19 protein-coding genes and 1 pseudogene are annotated in these 19,869 nt (G+C 24.5%); 4 read left to right on the top strand and 16 right to left on the bottom strand.

Annotated features, from left to right (window positions below):
• Both BUB51_RS08185 and BUB51_RS08180 read right to left on the bottom strand, forming a co-directional pair.
• Positions 1–311: pseudogene (locus tag BUB51_RS08185) on the bottom strand (NgoFVII family restriction endonuclease); the annotation flags it as partial.
• 4 nt (positions 312–315) lie between these two features.
• The gene (locus BUB51_RS08180) at positions 316–642 is read right to left on the bottom strand and encodes a helix-turn-helix domain-containing protein (protein ID WP_073196941.1); all 327 of its coding nucleotides are present in this window, start codon (positions 640–642) and stop codon (positions 316–318) included.
• A gap of 1,513 nt (positions 643–2,155) precedes the next feature.
• Here BUB51_RS08180 and BUB51_RS08175 point away from each other — a divergent pair.
• Positions 2,156–4,189, top strand: coding sequence for a CHC2 zinc finger domain-containing protein (locus tag BUB51_RS08175; RefSeq protein WP_073196939.1), 2,034 nt, complete (start codon positions 2,156–2,158; stop codon positions 4,187–4,189).
• 162 nt (positions 4,190–4,351) lie between these two features.
• Here the strand turns inward: BUB51_RS08175 and BUB51_RS08170 are convergent, their stop codons facing one another.
• From BUB51_RS08170 to BUB51_RS08150, 5 genes are all read right to left on the bottom strand, one after another.
• The gene (locus BUB51_RS08170; protein ID WP_073196937.1) at positions 4,352–5,098 is read right to left on the bottom strand and encodes a hypothetical protein; all 747 of its coding nucleotides are present in this window, start codon (positions 5,096–5,098) and stop codon (positions 4,352–4,354) included.
• Between the two features lie 95 nt (positions 5,099–5,193).
• Complete coding sequence (locus BUB51_RS08165; RefSeq protein ID WP_073196935.1) at positions 5,194–5,751, bottom strand: hypothetical protein; 558 nt, start codon at positions 5,749–5,751, stop codon at positions 5,194–5,196.
• A 601-nt stretch (positions 5,752–6,352) separates the two neighbouring features.
• Positions 6,353–6,790 carry a hypothetical protein gene (locus BUB51_RS08160; protein ID WP_073196933.1) on the bottom strand — a complete coding sequence of 146 codons (438 nt, stop codon included), beginning with the start codon at positions 6,788–6,790 and terminating at the stop codon, positions 6,353–6,355.
• Positions 6,791–7,076: 286 nt separating this feature from the next.
• Positions 7,077–7,433, bottom strand: a complete 357-nt coding sequence (locus tag BUB51_RS08155) for a hypothetical protein (RefSeq protein WP_073196931.1) — start codon at positions 7,431–7,433, stop codon at positions 7,077–7,079.
• A gap of 85 nt (positions 7,434–7,518) precedes the next feature.
• Positions 7,519–7,860: a hypothetical protein gene (locus BUB51_RS08150; RefSeq protein ID WP_073196928.1), complete on the bottom strand. Its 342-nt coding sequence runs from the start codon at positions 7,858–7,860 to the stop codon at positions 7,519–7,521.
• A 560-nt stretch (positions 7,861–8,420) separates the two neighbouring features.
• Here BUB51_RS08150 and BUB51_RS08145 point away from each other — a divergent pair.
• The gene (locus BUB51_RS08145; RefSeq protein WP_073196926.1) at positions 8,421–8,735 is read left to right on the top strand and encodes a hypothetical protein; all 315 of its coding nucleotides are present in this window, start codon (positions 8,421–8,423) and stop codon (positions 8,733–8,735) included.
• 259 nt (positions 8,736–8,994) lie between these two features.
• Here the strand turns inward: BUB51_RS08145 and BUB51_RS08140 are convergent, their stop codons facing one another.
• Positions 8,995–9,291 carry a hypothetical protein gene (locus BUB51_RS08140; RefSeq protein ID WP_073196924.1) on the bottom strand — a complete coding sequence of 99 codons (297 nt, stop codon included), beginning with the start codon at positions 9,289–9,291 and terminating at the stop codon, positions 8,995–8,997.
• A 1-nt stretch (position 9,292) separates the two neighbouring features.
• Positions 9,293–10,225, bottom strand: coding sequence for a ParM/StbA family protein (locus tag BUB51_RS08135; RefSeq protein WP_073196922.1), 933 nt, complete (start codon positions 10,223–10,225; stop codon positions 9,293–9,295).
• A 319-nt stretch (positions 10,226–10,544) separates the two neighbouring features.
• Between BUB51_RS08135 and BUB51_RS08130 the strand changes: the two genes are divergently transcribed.
• Positions 10,545–10,835, top strand: coding sequence for a hypothetical protein (locus BUB51_RS08130; RefSeq protein ID WP_073196920.1), 291 nt, complete (start codon positions 10,545–10,547; stop codon positions 10,833–10,835).
• A gap of 335 nt (positions 10,836–11,170) precedes the next feature.
• Complete coding sequence (locus tag BUB51_RS08125; RefSeq protein WP_073196918.1) at positions 11,171–11,575, top strand: four helix bundle protein; 405 nt, start codon at positions 11,171–11,173, stop codon at positions 11,573–11,575.
• 74 nt (positions 11,576–11,649) lie between these two features.
• Here the strand turns inward: BUB51_RS08125 and BUB51_RS08120 are convergent, their stop codons facing one another.
• From BUB51_RS08120 to BUB51_RS08090, 7 genes are all read right to left on the bottom strand, one after another.
• On the bottom strand, positions 11,650–12,516 hold the full coding sequence (locus BUB51_RS08120; protein ID WP_073196916.1) for an Athe_2463 domain-containing protein: 867 nt from the start codon (positions 12,514–12,516) through the stop codon (positions 11,650–11,652).
• Positions 12,517–12,864: 348 nt separating this feature from the next.
• Positions 12,865–13,059: a hypothetical protein gene (locus BUB51_RS08115; protein ID WP_159430404.1), complete on the bottom strand. Its 195-nt coding sequence runs from the start codon at positions 13,057–13,059 to the stop codon at positions 12,865–12,867.
• Positions 13,060–13,365: 306 nt separating this feature from the next.
• Positions 13,366–13,773, bottom strand: coding sequence for a hypothetical protein (locus BUB51_RS08110; RefSeq protein WP_159430403.1), 408 nt, complete (start codon positions 13,771–13,773; stop codon positions 13,366–13,368).
• Positions 13,774–14,127: 354 nt separating this feature from the next.
• On the bottom strand, positions 14,128–15,249 hold the full coding sequence (locus tag BUB51_RS08105; protein ID WP_073196910.1) for an S-layer homology domain-containing protein: 1,122 nt from the start codon (positions 15,247–15,249) through the stop codon (positions 14,128–14,130).
• Positions 15,250–17,488: 2,239 nt separating this feature from the next.
• On the bottom strand, positions 17,489–17,725 hold the full coding sequence (locus BUB51_RS08100; protein WP_073196908.1) for a hypothetical protein: 237 nt from the start codon (positions 17,723–17,725) through the stop codon (positions 17,489–17,491).
• A 450-nt stretch (positions 17,726–18,175) separates the two neighbouring features.
• Complete coding sequence (locus tag BUB51_RS08095) at positions 18,176–18,370, bottom strand: hypothetical protein (RefSeq protein WP_242945572.1); 195 nt, start codon at positions 18,368–18,370, stop codon at positions 18,176–18,178.
• Between the two features lie 289 nt (positions 18,371–18,659).
• The gene (locus tag BUB51_RS08090) at positions 18,660–19,001 is read right to left on the bottom strand and encodes a UPF0175 family protein (RefSeq protein ID WP_083599563.1); all 342 of its coding nucleotides are present in this window, start codon (positions 18,999–19,001) and stop codon (positions 18,660–18,662) included.
• Between the last annotated feature and the right edge of the window lie 868 nt (positions 19,002–19,869).

The following is a 19,869-nucleotide window of genomic DNA, read 5'->3' as shown; positions in this document are numbered from 1 at the left end:
ATTTCTTTAGGTGTTTTTCCTTTAAATAGATTAGCATCCTTATTGAATTCTGCTACTTTCTGCAGAGTTCTCCCATTCCCGTTTAAGAATGTCTTAATCCCAAAACCAATTCCATTCTTTGCTGCATCCGCCGAACAGTCAGATCTAGATAAATTATCTGCCTGAAACGCCATACAAAATATGTTTTCAACAACTCTATAAGCAAGATAAGGAGTACTGCTTTCGGAAAATAATCTTGATAAGGCTCCTATTGATTTAAGCATTTCAGCATATATTTTTTGTCTGTCCTTTTCCTGCAACTCTAAAAACATCCTCTCACCTCCCTATGACTTTATATTTTGATTTGATTTCATTTGCTAAATCTTTCTTCTGCTCTTTATTAAGCAAACTGTATATATGTGCTATCTCTTGAAATTCTCTTTCTCTAGGATTATACCTTTCATCAACTATACAGACTAGATAATCAATTGAAACATTGAAAAATTCTGCTATCTTTTTTAATGTCTCTAAATCTGGAGTTCGTTTATTATTTTCATACTGCGACCACGTGTTTTCACTTACTGAAAATTCGTTTGCCATATCTTTTTGCTTCTTTTCAGCAATTTCTCTTAAATATCTAATTCTGTCACCTAGAAACTCCATTACATAACCACCCCCTTCTATAAGAATGATATCACTTTTGTACAAAAAACAGTTGCAACTTCTCATTGTGTGAATTCTCGCTTTGAGAAGTTTTGGCCGTGATTTTTTGTTATATGTTTTTCATAAAAACCTAACTATTTTAAAATATTTCAGAATTCACTATAAAAATCCTGTATTTTATCTTATGCCCAAATATATTAACAAAATAATAAGAAATCTTCTTTATATGGCAAATGAAATAGGATTCTGCCATAAATACTTATTTTGAAATTTAATTACTAGTACTGCAATTAGAACTGTAAAAATTAAAACCCCTGCTGATTAATCTCAACAAGGGGCTTTAATTTGGACTTTTCATATTATTTATAAGATAAAATCTAGGATATCTTTTGTTTTTTGCCTGAACTATCTTCTACATATATTCTTCTCCACTTTATTATTAATATCATGTAAACTTTTCAATTAACATAAAATTTATTATTCTTTATCAAATGAAAACATCCTCTTTAGAAAAAATATTTTTAGTTAATATAAAATAATAAATTAAAAAGAAAATATTTAAAATAATACAATTTAATATACTTCAGTACAAAGGAAGTTGAAATGTTTTATTAATGAAATATTATATACTTCATATACTTCACTTAACTTCAAGTTCTTCGTTTGCACTGAAGAACTTGAAGTATTAATATTATAACTTCTAAAAATTTAATGTCAAATTTTCACCTCATTTTTTTATAAATTTTTATAAAAAAATTATATAAACATTAATAATATTTTTATAACAATAGAAAATATAATGCTAAACTAAAATAGCACTATATGTTAATTATTTCCTAAATTAATATTCCCCGTATTATAACATTCTTTTTTATAACAGCACCTCTTAAACATCTAAGAAATTATATAATTCAGACAAAAATTCTTTTCTCAACTATATTTCCTACTTTCCCTTATTCTTAAACTTCTTCAATAAGTTTCATATCAAAAAACATTTCTGGCTTCTTAACTCTTCTGAAATAATAGTTTTTTCTTTAAAATTTTATAAATCTTTATAAATCAATTACTCTCCCTATATCTATATCTTTTGAAATCAATTAAATCTAAATATTTTAATGTATATGTTATGTTAAAAAAGATTTATTAGTTATATACTTCTATATTTTCCTTAATACAATATCTCATTTAATCAATAATTACAATTATGTTTTATATACTTCAATATACTTCATTACAGAAGAAGATAAATCATTGAAGTATTTCATTTATGAAGTATTATATATACTTCATATACTTCATTTAACTTCAAGTTCTTCGTTTGTACTGAAGAACTTGAAGTATTAATATTATAGCCTTTAAAAATTTAATGTCAAATTTTTACCCAATATTTTTTTATTACAATTTCATTACAAAATAATTTCAAAAATTTATTTAAATTTATCTGACTTAAAATTTGATATTACCTTTTTTATAAATATAATGACTGAAAAATATTAAGAAAGGATGATATAATATGTACACTATTAAATGTAAAGACATTAATCATCTGATCAAAAAGAAACTTACCCATGACGTTGGAGTTCTAATATATCAATATTTAAATGACATAGAAGATAATATTCAAAACTCTTTAAATGCTAATGCTTTAATAAATTTCTACAATTTTAAAAATACTGTTAAACAAAATCGCTGCATATGTCCCTTTCATATAGGTGCTGACAACCCGACTTCTTTAGTTTTTGATGATAATAAAAAGTCTTTCATATGCTACGCATGTGGCGAACACGGTACTTACCTAGAATTTATAGCAAAAATGCAAGGCTTTACTAAAAACAGTATAAGTGAAGCAAAAATTTTTGCTGCAAATAACCTTGCTAATATGAATCTCGGTTTTGATTCAATAAGTGATTTTGAAGAAAAGTTAAGAGAATTAATCTTAGATAGATATAATCAAACAAAAAGTCTTATTCTAAATGATTATTATGATATATCCTTAATAGACTATCAAGCAAAAAATACAAAGAGAAAATCTGTTTCTAACTTGCAGACAGTTCAAAATAATAATCACAGTAACTTAACTACTAATATAAAAGAATTCAAATTAGAAATACTCGATATAGAAACACAAATAAGAGAACTAAATGCAGATGCTGTTAGAAAAAATGGAGATTTTTCGTACAGAATTGCAATTGAAACTGCAAAAAACAGTAAACTTATAAATGACTTTCTCAATAAACCTAATTTAAATTCTAAAGAAAAACTTTATGATTTTATGTATAAAAAGTATGATATTCCAAAAGAGTTTGCTGACAAATACGGTTTAATTTGCTTTGAAAGATCAAATCAATCTTTATTAAAATATCCGGATTTTTTTACATTAAATGATAGAGTGCTTTTCCCTTTTAAAGATCATGAAACAGGTATTATAGTAGGCTATCAAGCACGTACTATTGATTTAAATTCAAAAAATAAAGTAAAATACATTAATATAACTGACTTTGGGAATCTAAAAACAAAAAATAATAAAACTTATAGAAGTATTATTCCCTTTAACATAGGCGATTTCCTTTTCAACCTTAATGAATTAAAGAATAAAAATATTAACAAATTATTTATAACCGAAGGTGTCGCAGATACTATAAAACTAACATCCCTAGGTTATAACAGCATTTCTTCTGGACAAGCCAATTTAACAGATCATCAAATTTATTTGATAAGTAAATATTTTGGAAAAGATACAAATATATATCTTTTCTTTGACAATGATGCAAATAAAGTAGGACAAAACAACAGTATTAAAATTGCATATCGTCTCTATCAATTTGGATTTTCAAACATTCATATTGTCAGAACATACGCTGAACTTGGAACAGATGTAACAGATGTTGCTGTAAGAATAAGGAATGACAACATTCTTAAATCGTTGATTGAATTATGGATAAAAGAAGCATATAAATTTAAACCAGCCGATAGTGAACTCTTAAACGTCTTATATCAGACTGGATTATATTCTGATACAGAAATATTAGAAATTGATCCACGAAATATTAAAAAAATATGTGAAAATAGTGGAATTTTCAAAGAAATAGTAACTAAACTTAATTTTCAAGAAAAAGAAATAGCAACTTTTAAATCAATATTAAACGAAAAAAAAGAATTATTAGAACTATTAAACGATAAAATTAATAAATTAATTGAATTGAATCTAAAAGATAAAAATTCTAATGAAAAATCAAAACAAAATTCTAATATTCCTTCTATTTTACCTGAAAAAACACTTCAAAATAATTGGAATTCGATAGACAATATTTCAAAAAAACAACTCAATATTTTAAAGAAGAAATTTGATTATGCAACTATAAAAAAAATTAATGACTTTTGTACAAAAAAGCAAATAAGAACCATCATAGGGAATATTATAGAAAATAAGCCTTTTGACATAAATGATTACTTACACTTTAATAAAAATTTCAATAAGTCTATAGACTATACAACAGTTGATAATGATTTTCGTCCGATTATAAACGATGCTGATTGCCCATTTTAAAATAATTTTCAAAATCATAAAAATTTAGCCCTGTTGATATTCAACAGGGCTAAATTTACAATTATTATCTTGAATTTAAATTTTTTATAATAAACTCTGTCTACTAAACTTCTTATTATACCTTTAAATACTATAATATTTTCTTGATAATCCTATTTCAGCCTACAAATACTTAATCAATGACACTACTCCTAAATAATCCTCAATTAAAATAGCATCTTTCGCATCGATTGGTATCCAAGATGAACCAAATTCTTCATATTGTTTTGATATTATAATAACTTTAGCATCATATCCTAAATAACGTAATTTTTTAACTTCAACTAATGCTTCTCTGCTAGGATTTTTATTTACAGCCCATCTACCGCTTTCGTCATATAAATCAAATTCTGGAAGTTCATAAACTAATCTTTCAAAGATATAATCTTCATCTACATCATAGCCTTGTTCAAAATTTCTTTTTAATTCTTCACTGCCAAAACTATAAATCCAATTTGCCTTTTCATCATCAAAAGCCTGTTTTTTAATAGTTATTTCTGCCCATATTGATTTTGCTATTTCTAAACTATACTCTAATTTATCTTTATGACTTCTTTGCCACTTTAATAACTCTTCTGCTGTTTTTGGTTTGTTGAAAAAATGCAATCCCTCATCTTTATCTAGTTTTTCTTCCTCATTTACATAATAAAGCATGGTAGTTAATTTAGGGATCCCTTCATCATCAAATCCACCAAATCCTACATATACAACTGATTCATCATTTTCATTTTGCTGAACTAAATCTAAATCTTCATCTTTTATTTCAGTTTCAATACATTGAACTGTTTTCTTTAATTCTTCATTTAATGAATATCGAAAAAAATACTTATTCTCTTCATCTAATAAATAATATATTTTTATTTTCTTCATAATTTAATTCCTCCTTTATTAGTTCTTATATTAATGTCTAAATATTAATTTCAATAATTCTTAATCTTAGTTAGACGTTTTAAAATAATCTAGGTTTAAGCCATTTGCTCATAAGGACATCTATAAGTAACAGTCTCTAAATCTATATCCTTTGCTTTAAATACTAAGGCATGATTACTCCAAAATTCCAACACTTTTTTCTTTTCCTCTTCTGTTTTAATATTTCTATCTTGAGGCTCTTTTACGGCATATTGACCTGGAAACATCGTTATTAAATAATATTCATTTTGATTTGTATAACTTTGATTTAAAATAACTACACATTTGTTAGTAGGTTTGCTTTTTCCGTCTAAAGTAAATTTAGAATAAATATCTCTATTTTTTCTCTTAGCATAAACAACTTCATCTTTATCAGATATTTTGCATAAATCTGAATATCCAATATCAATTGGAAATTCAACCACCATTTCAACAAACCTATCTTTTATGTTGTTGAAAGTACCTTTAAGTTCCATATATTTAATTAATTTTTGATACGGTATAATAAATTGACTTTCATGAACTTTCATATGTTTTTTAAATTTATTAGTTTGAATTAATTTAATTTTTCCTTTTTCTTGTCTAGTAACATTTAAAGACCTAAAATTTTTCATATTAAATTCCTCCTTACTTTTTAATTTGTTTTTTATAACATAACACATGAAATTTATATCTTATTAGATTTTTAATCTTTTATATATATGCTTTCTGTGGCCACATTTGATAACCGGTTATCCCATTGTATACTTAACATAACACATAATTTGAATAAAACTTTTAAATGTAGATTTTAAGTTCATTAAAAATGATTTTATTCCTTGCTTTATTTAACATAACACATGAATTTATATAAGTTTCTAATGTAATATTTAACCCCTTTACTTTTTGCCATATTTAACATAACACATGCTTTTAATTTTAATATTTTTAACTAATATCTGTTTGTGTGTTGATAACATAACACATAAATTTAACTTTTAAGGCTAAAACCAAAAAGTTTTTATATTAAAATAATTCTGAATTTTTGCTGTGGTAAAATAATATAAAACTTGATATGTCTGAAAAAATTCTGCTGAATTTTAAAAAAACAATAAAAATATAACTTATATATAAAAAGTAGCCCCTGTCAAAATTAACAGAGGCTACTTTTGATTGTATTATTTGCTTTCCTAAGTAAAATCCTCAAATTCAATTTTTATCGAATTCATTTTAATTTTAAAATTTATAATATTGGTTTGTAATATTAAATGCCTTTTTAACATCATCATTAGAATTACAATATCTATAAACCATTAATATTACCAGATATGCTTGAAATTGTGTTAATCTATTTAATTTCTTAATAAATTTATCAGTATTAATTTTATATTTCTTATCAATACCTCTATATTTTATCGCATTTAAAATACAATTTATTAATGAATATTTTGGCTCACTATAATCTACATATGTCATACACCGACATGCATCAATAATAAGCCTTGCTTCCTTGACATTAAAATAATTTTCTAATTCTCTCCTTGTAAAAATTAAAAGATCATGAAGAGTCGTTAACATCTCAATCTCAGGATTATTTGCAACTTTATTTATAAAATCTCTTTGGCTTATAAAATTTCTAAGTTGTAAAATATAATCTTGATTTCGATATAGCATAATAACCACCCTTTCTTTATTGTTAATTATGCTCCTTCTTGAAATTAAATTCAAACAATAGTAAATACTTCTTCTATGTCCTTTTATTATGAATAGATAATTAAAGATAAATGCTAAAACTTTAATTTTCTGCATTGATAACGCAACACATAAATTAAATTTTCTTGTAAAAACAATAGTTTAATTTAATAATTTGTTTAAGCATCAATCTGGCTAAGTTCACAATATTTTATGAAAACCTAGCCAGATTGACATTAATTATTCATCTCTTACTTCTTTTATTTCTTTACTTTGTTTCTGAATTTTCCCTTGCCATACTTAACATTGAAATACATGTAGCAATTGATTTAGTTTCATATTTCGCAACTATATTTAGTGTAAATTCTACAAGATCTATATCAGTTAAAGTTTCTAACTGCTGTTCGCTTAACTTCTTATGTTCATAAAGCACATATAAATACATTATAGCATCACTAATTATATCTAATAATTCTCCTGCCTTCTCACAACGTCTTAATCGAAGAATTGGGAAAGTATTACCTTTTTTATAATTAGTCCTTACTATTTTGACTACTTTCTTTATCATACTTTCATTATATAATTGTACTAAACTATCTTCTTTTTTTAATTGTGTGTTGTTCATAAAAACCACCCTTTCTTTTTAATATTAATGCAGTTATTATTAATGGCTTTAAAAAACTTTGATAATTTTTATATTATAAATTATCTTAATCTTCTATTAAGCAATAAGATTCTAAACATATTTTAACTAAATCAAAATAACCTTCTTTACTTGAAATTTCTATTAAAGCCTTTAAATCGTCTATGCTTAATTCTATTAATTCTTCCTCAGCCATTTCTCCACGTTTAATTAAAAAATCAAGATGTTGTATTGAGTATAAGATAAGATTTATTATGTCTGCTACATTTTTACAATCACTAACTTTGCTTAACCAATCATCTGCCTTTTTTCTTTCTAAATACAAAAGGCGTCCTATTTTTTTAATTACTTTATTGTCATAAATTTCATTTAAAATTGATGCTTGATTTTGTGATACTGTTTTTGACATATGAATCAGCCTCCTCATTTTTTTATTTTTGAATTATTTCTATTAATAATTTTTTAACTTAATAATTTATTGTTTTTTATAACATAACACATGTTTTTTATAACATAACACGTAAAATTTACATCTTATTTGCCCTGCCTATTTTGCATATAGACTATTCTTTAAAATTTTTATATAGCATCATTTTTCTTTTGTGCTTTTAACATAACACATGTTTTTATATAAGTTTTTTAATGTAATATTTAAACCATTTACTTTTTTGTCCTATTTAACATAACACATGTTTTTAACTTATTACTTGTGTATTGATAACATAACACATACAATCAAAATTTAAGTTTTAAGCAAAAAAAATTAAATAATTGAATTCTAGAAATTCATTTTATTTTTTCTATTTATTTTTCTATATAAGAATTTTGATTCTAAAATCCATTTTTAAATTTCTAAATTCAACTTTTATATTTTCATAAAAAATTTCTCGTGAATTTTTAATTTTTTCTTGACTTTTAAATTAATGTTTCAATATAATTCCTTAAAATTAAATAGAAAGGATGATGATTATGATAAAAATAGATATTAAAAAATTTAAAAGTATTTCATTTGAAGACTGTATAAATTACTATATTGATCAAGAAATGGATACTTACATTAAACGAGTTGCATCTGAAGTAATTACTAATGCAAAAAAGAAACTTGCATTTAACAAAATGTCAGAAAATGAACAAATTGAATATTTCCTAAAATGCTCATTACTAAAGATTGTACCTTCCGAACAATGGCAAAAATTCAGCAGAAATAAAGACTATTCTGCTGATGCACTTTACATTACCTTAAAACGCCATTATTTTCTAGTAACAAATAATTTTCCAAGTTAAAAGTTGATTAAGTGGAGCCTGTTGGCTCTACTTTTTTTATAATCCATAGGAAATTATAAACTGTTTTAAATTGTGGATAATTTAAAATATAATTTCCGTAATGGATTTCAACAAAATTTACCTTGAATTTCTTAACTTAAATTACTTAAATCGAAGATTTTGTTCTTTATTGAATAGTTCTAATTCGTTCTTGTATATATTTGCTAGTTCTTAATAGAACTAATATAAATAAAAAAATAAGAGCAGTATAAACTGCCCTTTAAATGCTGTCTATTATGTTAAAAACATCATCTGGAATATCAGTATCTTCAGTAATTTTCTCTTTATTTTTAGTATCTTTAAAAACAATATGAGTTTGATTAAGTACTTCTTCAAAAATATTTCTCAAAGTATCTTTATCTACTGTTACAACGCTGCTTTCTAATTCCTTGTTTTTTAATATTACATCAACTACATATGCAGTTTTATTTCGTTTGCTTTTCAGCAAATTATATACTTCTCTGTCTTCAGATCTTCTCATGTCAAAACACAAATTAATTCGTTTTATTTTACTCATCTTACTCCCCCTTCATAGATAGGGCTTTTCTTGCTAATAATTGATATCCTCTGCAGTTTGCATACTGATCAAGAAATTCTACATAACCTACTTTGTTTGACTGCTCAATAAACCTCTTTAGAAGCATGGCTCCTCCTCCAACAAAAATAATAGGATTAATTCTAGTCTCATACCCAAACTCTCTCAGTTCATCAATAAGATTTTCTGTATATTGTTTCGCCTTGCTATTAATTAAACTAACAATAGTTTCGTCTAGCATTACAGGATTGCTACCTTTCAATACTTCTTCAATCTGTTCTTCTGTGATTCTTATGTCTTGCTTTATTAGTTCTTGTTGAATATTTCTGAAAAGTTTTATAACTCCTCTATTAAGAGAAATAGCAGAGGCAATATCTAGTTTTCCACCTTTATTAACATTAAAGATATCTACTGTGTACCCCCCAATATCACAACACAAAACCTGTATATCCTTAAAATCATTATAAATTGTTAAAAATGCTGAATATCCTTGTGGGAACACTAGACAATCTTTAATATTCACTTTATATTCCTTCCCATTCCAACAAAAATTAATATTGTCACGCAAAAAGTAACGTCTAAACTCTTCTTTTAATTTTCCGAAAGTGGCTATTGGAAGCCCTACTGCAAGTATTATATTAGTGGTATCACTAGTATACTGTTCTCCAAGATAATTACCAACCGCTGGTAATGTTAAAATGAAACTTCTTTCATCTTGAGCCTTATTAAATATTGTACTGAAACGTCCTGTTCCTATAGAATAAAACTTACCGTTGTAAATTAGCAGATTTTCTTTTGAAATAGGCTCAAATTCTGATTCAATATAGCCAGTAGAATAGCAAATATTGCTCTCCTCATTCCTTCCTAATGCTTTATGACATTTGTTTCCATTATCTACACAAATTAAATGTTTCATAACGATTCCTCCTTTATTTTTATTATTGTTATTTCCTTCTTTGGTCTTATCATTAAAACCATTTTCAATGCGGAGGAATTTTATAGTATGTTCTATATAATTTTCAAGTTTTTTTATAAAATTATTTTAATTAATTTTATAAATCATATCTTCTCACTTTACCTCCTCTATATAACATATATAATATGTATTATAGTTAAATCCATATAAGTATTGGATTTACTTATGTACATCATGTTTTGAAGCGACAAAATTGTACTTGAAACGGTTTGTATAGGTTATTTATTATTCTTATGAATAGTAACCAAGGAGGGATTTTATGTATAATTATCAGGTGATTCTAGGCAAGGAATCCAAAACATTATTTTTCATAACAAATGCAAACAAAAGTACCACTAAAAAACTTATATCTTCTTTCTATTTTTTAAAGATATTTCAACTGTATCAGAAAAATATGATTAATTTTTTTAATGAAAATGGATATGAATTAGTCCTTCTGCCTACAAAAGATCTGAAGTTGTCTGATATAATCATAAATTTAGACTATGAAGTTATTGATTTAACTAATATTGATAATGAAATTAGAAATGCTTTTAAGTCTATTCAATAACCTAAAACTACATTACCCCTAATAAAAAAGCAACTGCTTATTAGATCGGCAGTTGTTTTTTTATTTATATGCTTTACTTCATTGTTGGATAATATATTTCTATCTCCTACCCCTTTATACTTGAGGCTATATATAATATATATGTTTATAGTCAATTCTACATTATCCTTGAAATTTACACATCTCTTAACAATTTCATGCGACAAAATGTATAGTAAACTTATTCAAACAGTCTTATGTTTTTATAAAAAATTTTCTCTTGTAATCTTACTCCCTTATTTTTATGTGTTATGTTAAGTACATAAAAAATTAATAACGAAGAAAGGATGATTTACATGAATAAAAATCAATCAATAAATATAAAAGATTTTAGAAATCTAAAAGTTTGGCAAAAAGCAATCGAATTAAGCGATTCTATTTATGAAATCTCAAATGATTTCCCAAAATTTGAACAATATGCAATTAAGTCGCAAATTATAAGGTCTTGCACTAGTATCTCTGCTAACATTGCAGAAGGAAACTCACAATTTTCTTTAAAAAGAGAACTAAATCATATAAACATTGCTATTGGATCTGTAATGGAAACACGCAACTGGTTAATTATTGCTTCTAGAAGGAAATATATTACACAAGAGCAGTTTAATGAGATTGATGCTAAAATTGAAGAAATTGCAAAAATGCTTTATGGATATAGAAAAAAACTTCTTATCTATCTTGAAAATGAAAGTGAAGATGAATAAGGGGTTATCCCTTTCTTCTTCTCTTTTCATGTTATATATTTAAAATAATATATTCTTTATCCCTATACTTATTACTAATTTACATAAGTATCATGCCACCCTCTAGCAGTACCATTTGTATATTTGCTAGGTGGTGATTGAATATGAAATGTTTCTAAAAGTTCATCAGGAGTATAACCATCATCTACTGCTCTAGTAACTTCACCTGTACTTGGATCTTGCCACACCATTGTAGATAACCATTGTTTTGCTTGATCTTTTTGAGTTCTGTAATATATTGATGGACTATCAATTCCATTTCTACTGCTTATAACCCTATCATCTTCCCAAGGTCTATAAATCCAATGCTTATCTTTAGGATGCAAACCACTACTTACATCATTAGGGAAATCAATATTTGAATACGGCTGTCCATTTATATCAAACCCTAAATATCTATATCTATCTTCTCTATAATCATTATTATCAACATCTGTTGGTAATCCATAAACAACTAATCCTCTATCTGCAAGTATAAAACCATTCAATTTAAAAGTTCCTATTCTGTTTGTAATTTGCTCATCAAAATCAAAAGGAGAAATATCAATATATGCCCAATACTTTAAATTAGGATTATCTTTTCTTACTACCTTTACTGGAACTAAGTTATCGCTTGTATCCTTATTTTTATCATACATAGCAACAGCCATTATGTTGTCAGTTGTCGCATTTGTCCAATCAACAACATATTCATTTCCTTGTGCATCTTTTAATACAGGTTTTACATACATACTACTATTTGCTGCCCTTACTTCTATAGGTGAAGTACCTACAAATATTGAAGTTATCAAAATTATAAATATCATAAATAAAGAAAACTTAGCCCTTAACTTCTTAATCCTTAATCCTATATCTCTTGACTTCTTACTCCTTAAAACTTTACCCTTTACCCTACTTCTCATCCCTTCTCACCTCCTTACATTTAATTTTTATATATTATATTTGCTTTCTTCTTGAAATCAAATTTTAATAATAAGTTTTATTTGATGTTTAGTGTTAAGTTCTAAGTTTTAAGGGAAAGAAACAAGTAATAAGTACTTAAAACTTAATACTTAACACTTATTACTTATCACTTATTATTTATCACTTATTACTTATTTCTTAATATTTAAAACTTAACAAATAATTCTTGACTTTGTTTTAATAATTTGTATAATACTTATATCTCCAACTGATGTATTCTTAATTAATTCCTTTTTATTTATTAAAAAGAAGCAGTTGATTCTTCCAACTGCTTCTTTTTTTAGTTATTATTTGTTTTCATCAGTATCTCCAACTGATGTATTTTCATTAATTAATACCTTTTTATTAGATTTTTTTAATTTTTCTAACTCAAGTTTTAACTTTTGCAGTTCAACTCTTTTTTCTTCTATTTTTAATTGAAGTTCTAAATCACTAGGCTCAGATAATTTCTTTATTTCTAGTTTTAATTTTTCCTGCATCAATATACTTTCTTTTTGAACCTCTCCCACCTATAGAGGTGGGAGATTAAAACATTCATCTCCCACTTATAGAAATGGGAGTATTCTGTTTTGTTTTTAGATAAATACTTAAAACTTATCACTTGTTACTTATTACTTAATACTTATTACTTATTACTTATTACTTATTACTTATCACTTAATACTAAATATTTCTTGACTTTAACTAAAAAATCTATATAATATATTCAAGTCCTGAAGGTGTACTATTAATTAGTCCTTATTACCAAAAAAGAGCAGTTGCCCCCACAACTGCTCTTTTTTTATAGGTTATTTTTTATTTTTATTATTATCTTCATTAGTAGTCCATCCTGAAGATGTACTATTGATTAATTCCTTTTTATTTATTTGTTGGAGTTTTAATTCTAATTCTAACTGTTTTGTTTTTAATTTTTCTATTTCTAACTTTAATTGAGAATCTGTTGTTTTTGATAGATTTTCAATTTCCAGTTGTAATTTTTTCTGCCTCAACAAACTTTCTTTATGTTTGTCAATAGTAGGGACAGTAAAAAATAAAATCATCACGATAACTCCAACAATAGATAAAACCGAAATAATAATATCTTTTATTTTCATTATTAAATCTCTCCTCATTGGATATTTTTCTGCTAAACAATTAAATACCTTTGTATATACATCTCGGATGATACTAATGAATTTTTCGAATAAAAAATTCATCAGCATCAGTCCTTTCTTGTTAATTTTGGAGACAAGGTTCATCCCCAAAATTAACAAGACAACCTATAAAACTATAGGAATAGTCTCGAACTTTGGGAATAAACCTTATCTGGATAGTCCGAAACTACCCTATTAATTTTATAGGTTTTCAAACATTAATACCTTTTTTGAAAACCCGATATATTATGTAAAAAAAACAATATATAAGTCAAATAAAATTTACTACATATTTCATAACCTACATTACTTTTCTCTCACTAATTTCTTTCCACTTAACACTTATCACTTAATACTTATTACTTAAAACTTATTACTGAATAAAAAAAAGAGATGCGACAACAAAATCGCATCTTCTTAGTTTTCTAATCGACCTATTTCTATTTCTACACCAGTATATCCTCTGTTATATATTTTATATCTTCTATTTTCTTGTTTCCCTTCTTTTTCTAATCCTGTATTTTCTACTGGTCCATTTTCATATAAATCAACAAAATAATCATATATTGATTTATATGTTTTAGGATATAAAACTTTTAAAGTTTCTTCTAATATTTTTTTTGTATCTTCATTTAGAATTTTTACTGCTATAAAATAAGGATAATTTTTTTCTAATTCATCTTGAGGATTATAATAAACTAATACATTCATGTAATATTCATGCAAATAACTATCCTTTTTAGGTAAGTAATATATATCTATCAAATTATTATTATCTGCTTTATATTCCCTTATATATCCATTAGAATTATTCATAATCTCCATAATCTTATAATAAGGATCAATAACTTCTTTATTTGTAACTGTTAAATTTTCTCCATTAACAACTAACTTTTCATGTTTTTGTACTAATTTTGGTATTTGTCTAAAGTTTTTATCTATTAATCTTCTAATCATTGTTGCTGCTTCTGCTCTGTTTGCATCATTTTGTGGTTTAAATGTTCCATCTGGATAACCTGCCATGATGCCAGTAGCGTAAGATTTTAAGATATAAGTTTTAAGGTTTAAGGGGATAGTATTAAAATCTTTAATTTGATCTTTATATTTTTCTAAATCCTTATCACTTGATACTTGTTCCTCACTACTTAATGCTCTATAAATTATTTTTGCCATTTCTCCTCTGGTTATATTTCTTTCATAAGTGTCAAATTCTCCATCTAATACTAAACCTAATTCTTTAGCCCTATCAACATAAGGCTTGTACCATATTAAAGTACCATTCTTAACACTTTTATCCTTAATCCTTACGACTAAAGTAATAAATTCTGAAACTAAAATACTATCATTTGGTCTAAATGTACCATCTGGATAACCATCTATTAGTCCTTGACTGGTTAATACATCTACTGTTTCATAAAACCAATCTGTAGTTTTTAAATCGTGAAATCTTTTTCCTTTTGCATAAACTGTGGAATCAGTAATTAGGGTTAAGTTTAGAAGTAGTATAAGTGCTAAGGTGAAAGTTAGTATTTTTTTCATAGTGCATTCCTCCTTTATTAAATTCCTTCGTTTTATATTTTAGATTAAAACCAAATAAAGTTTCAATAAATTTTAAAATTCATACTTTTTTTATTTCAAGTTTTTTTTAATTAAGTTGTAAGGGTTAAGTTTTAAGGATTAAGTTTTAAGTTACAAGAAATAAAATTTTATATATTTTTTTATTAATATTTTTTTACATTGTAATCTTTTTTTAAAAAATTGATAGTATAGTATTATTGTAAAAGATTTATATCATCAGCAAGTTGTTTGCAGTTAGTTTTATAAAAATATTCTTTTATTTTTACACTTCCTTCCTTACTACTTAATACTTATTGCTTAATACTTAACACTAAATATTACATATTTTTAATAATTAAATTTAAAATTTTTCGTAAGATTTTACAAAAAAAACACCTGTATATACTATATTGAAAGATAATTTGTTAAAACAATTAACATATAATATTTTTGTAAAGATCAAAACTATATTTTTTATTAAAATTTTAAAAAAATAAGGTGAAAATTTGACATTAATTTTTTTAAGGCTATAATATTAATACTTCAAGTTCTTCAGTACAAACGAAGAACTTGAAGTTAAATGAAGTATATGAAGTATATATAATATTTTACAAAAAAAATATTTTAATTGTTCAACCTTTCTTGTATTGAAGTATATTAAATGTATTGTTTAGAATAATTTATTTAAAAATTAATATATAGCCAAATAAAACATTTAAAATTGTTATACAATATAAAACGACTGCATGTTTTATTCTCCATTGTTTGCAAAAAGACAACATTTTATTATTTGTTTTAAGTTTTGCAAACAATGGGACAATAATTAGAAATTTTATAAAATGTAAACTTGTTTAACTTTGTATTTTACACAAATAGTATAATAAACTTTGACATACTAAATATATGTATATATAATATTTCTACAAATCTTTGGTTCGATATACTTTAATTCGATTGCTTTTTGTTACGAATAATTTAGATTCGCAATCTTTATGTTAAAACAAAGGGCTTACAATTATAAACGTAAGTCCTTTGTTTTTTGTTATTTTTTTAATCATATAACCTTTATTACTTAATACTCAATCACTTATAACTACTTAATACTTTAATACTTATCCCTTAAAACTCATTTACTTCCCCTATATATAATATATATGTTATATAGTAGAACTAGACTTTTACTGTATTTTTCAATGCTTTGAAGTGATTTTTGGGCGACATTTTTAAAGTTTTGACTTGTCTTAATACTTAACCACTTAATTCCTTAACACTAAATATTACATATTTTTAATAATTAAATTTAAAATTTTTTCGTAAGATTTTACAAAAAAACACCTGTATATACTATATTGAAAGATAATTTGTTAAAACAATTAACATATAATATTTTTGTAAAGATCAAAACTATATTTTTTATTAAAATTTTAAAAAAATAAGGTGAAAATTTGACATTAAATTTTTTAAGGCTATAATATTAATACTTCAAGTTCTTCAGTACAAACGAAGAACTTGAAGTTAAATGAAGTATATATAATAAAAATATACTTCAATTGTTTATTTCCTTTCTGTACTGAAGTATATTAAATGTAACATTTTGAAATAATTCATTTTAAAATTAATATATAAGCAAATTGTTGTACAACATAAAACAACTACATGTTTTGTTGCCCATTGTTTGTAAAGAGATAACATTTTATTATTTGTTTTAAAATTTTTTAAGCAATGGGACTATTATTAATTTTAATACTTCTCTTACTTAATATTTATTTCTATCTTATTCAATACTTATCTCTTAAAACTCATTTACTTCCCCTATATAATATGTATTATAGTTAAATCAGAGTTTTACTGTGTTTTTCAATGATTTGAGTTGATTTTTAAGTGACACTTTTGAAGTTTTTATTTGTTTTAATATTTATTTTTGTATAATCTTATACCTACACTTCACAATTTAAATATGTATAGGAAAAATTTAAAAGGCCTGTACAGCATTTTTTACATTGGTAATAAACCCCTTTTACCTTTTTGTGTTTTTAAATGCCTTAAAAACGATTCTAGAGCCTTTTAGACATATTTAATGTTTGGTATATATGTTTTTCTGTTTATAAAATTTGTTTTAAATAATTAAAAATTATAAAAATAAAATTACTAAAATAATTCAAATAAATAATAATAAAAGAAGAAGGGATTTTCCTTCTTCTTAACTGATCAAAATATAATTTTAACTTAGATACTTTTCTAATGTTTCAATATCTTCTATTTCGGTTAGCAGTTTAACAGCCCAATCATAAGCAGAGTCATGAAGTGTAATAGGATGTTTTAATATATATTCTTCCATTTTTGCTTGTTTAACAATTTTCTCTGCTTCTTCTAAAGATTTATTAAATGATACTATCAATTCTTTGACTGTATTAATAGCCAATAAACGTGCATCATTTTTTAAAGTATCATCAAACATTTTATCACCCCCTGTAATTTTAAGTTATTAACCACATTTTTAAATTAAAATTATTTATATTTATTTTATTTTCAATTTCAAACGCTTAATTACTTAATACTTATTACTTAAGTTAAGTTTTAATTTTTTCCCCTATATATATAATATATATGTTATATAGTCAAATCGGAGTTTTATTGTATTTTTCAATACTTTGAAGTGATTTTTAAGCGACATTTTTGAAGTTTTTTTGTTTATTTTAATATTTAAATACTTTGATATTTAATATTTTAATGCTTTAAAACTTGTCTCTTCAAACTTAATACTTATTTATTTACCCTTTTTAAAAAAATCTTGACTTTAAATGAAAAATTTGTATAATACTAATAAACTTGTAATTGGTAATTTGAAATTCATAATAGGGTATGTCTTCGTACTATACTTACTTTACTGATTTTAAATCTTTTAATGTTATTCCTTGTTTTCAACTTTATATGCTAATTTATCTATTTTTTCTTCTATCTCTGTTATTTTTTTCAATACTCTGTTTATATCCATCATAAAGAGTCTTAAAATTTTCATCAGTTTTGTTTGATTTCTGTTATATCTTATTTTGCAGCAATATTTTTTCATTTTTTGTATTTCAACAGGCATTTTTTCTAACAAATCAAATATTTTTTCAGTATTATCATTTAATTTAGTTCAAATTTCCGCACTTCAAGAAAAAGTATTATTTATCGCAATTGCATTTGGCTTTATATGGAAAAGCAGGTATGGCAGCCTAATAAATTGGCTAAGCCTTTTCATCAAGGCATATATATCATACCTGCAAAGACTACATGTTAATTAATTGGTGATATATTATATATTTGTTATTTGCTTGGTTAAAATTTCCAACTGTAAAGCACAACAGGTTTCTACTTGCTTTCCATTCTCCCAATATAAACAAATTATACTATGCATTTTTAATATCTTCTAATAATTCCTTTTCGGAATCAAAATTAAATATACAGATCTTCTGTTTCCCTAAATATTTAATAAAATCTGACTCACTCATTTCTGCTAATTCTGCACATTGACCTAAAGATAATTTTTTATTTTTATAACATTTTACTGCTAATACCTTATTTATTTCATAAGTTGTTTTATCTTTTTTATCAGCCAATTCTTCCCATTGTTTGAATAATTCTATTAAAGATTCAAATTCTTTATTACCTTTTTTATATTTTTCAATTTCTTTAGATAATTTTTGTATAAAGTCTGGTACAGTAGTAACTCTTTCAGAATTTTGTTTCATTTCAATCACCCTTGTCTTCTTATATACTTTCTTCTTATATTCATATCCTATTATAAGTGTTGCTAAAATAACATTTTATCTTTTATAAATTATAAAAATTTAAAATATAAATCAATAATACAACTTTATTTTCTCTTTGATACAACTTGAAAAATCTTCTTATTTAAATCAATTTCAATTTTAGAAACAAAAAATAATGCCATGTTTTTTCAATATGAAAATAAAGTTTTTTTATTTATACCTTTCCCTTTGCCAATTATTTAGAATAAGGTTGCTGGCCTATCTTACAGTATTTCCAATACTTACACTTTATTTCGTTAACTCCTTATCTTCATTAAATCATAAAACTATTTTTTCTTATTGATAAAACTTTTCTGCACTTATTAAAAAATTTGTTTCTATTCTTAAAACTTATCCCTTATTTCTTATTTCTAACTATATATACATCAAAAAAACTCCTTTCATCTCTAAAACAAACTCTTTTCAAAATTATCCCCAAAATCCTCTATTTATCCACATTTATCATTTTTCGATATTTCCCTTTCTTTTTAAAATATTTCCCAAAATCTTATCACTTTTCCCTTATTCCTTAACCTTTAACACTCAAAAATGAAAATAAAGTTTTTTCACTTTCAAGGGTTAAGTATTTAGTTTTAAGTTAATTTTTTATCTAGTTATTTTTCCTTTTTCTTTTCCTTTTAATCTTCGATATCTATTGATTTTACTAAGTTTTAGGAGATAGTTCTAAGAAAAAAGAATTAAGAAATAATATAAAAAAACATGGCTCAAGAAGATATTTAGTCTTCTTTAAACCATGTTTTTTGATACAACTTTATTTTTAGTGAAAGAAGTTTTTTTGTAGTGTACA

It is taken from the genome of Caloranaerobacter azorensis DSM 13643 (genome assembly GCF_900129995.1).
Lineage (GTDB): Bacteria > Bacillota > Clostridia > Tissierellales > Thermohalobacteraceae > Caloranaerobacter > Caloranaerobacter azorensis.
Note: the sequence above shows the minus strand (reverse complement) of the source record. Positions and strands in the feature narration are given on the sequence as shown.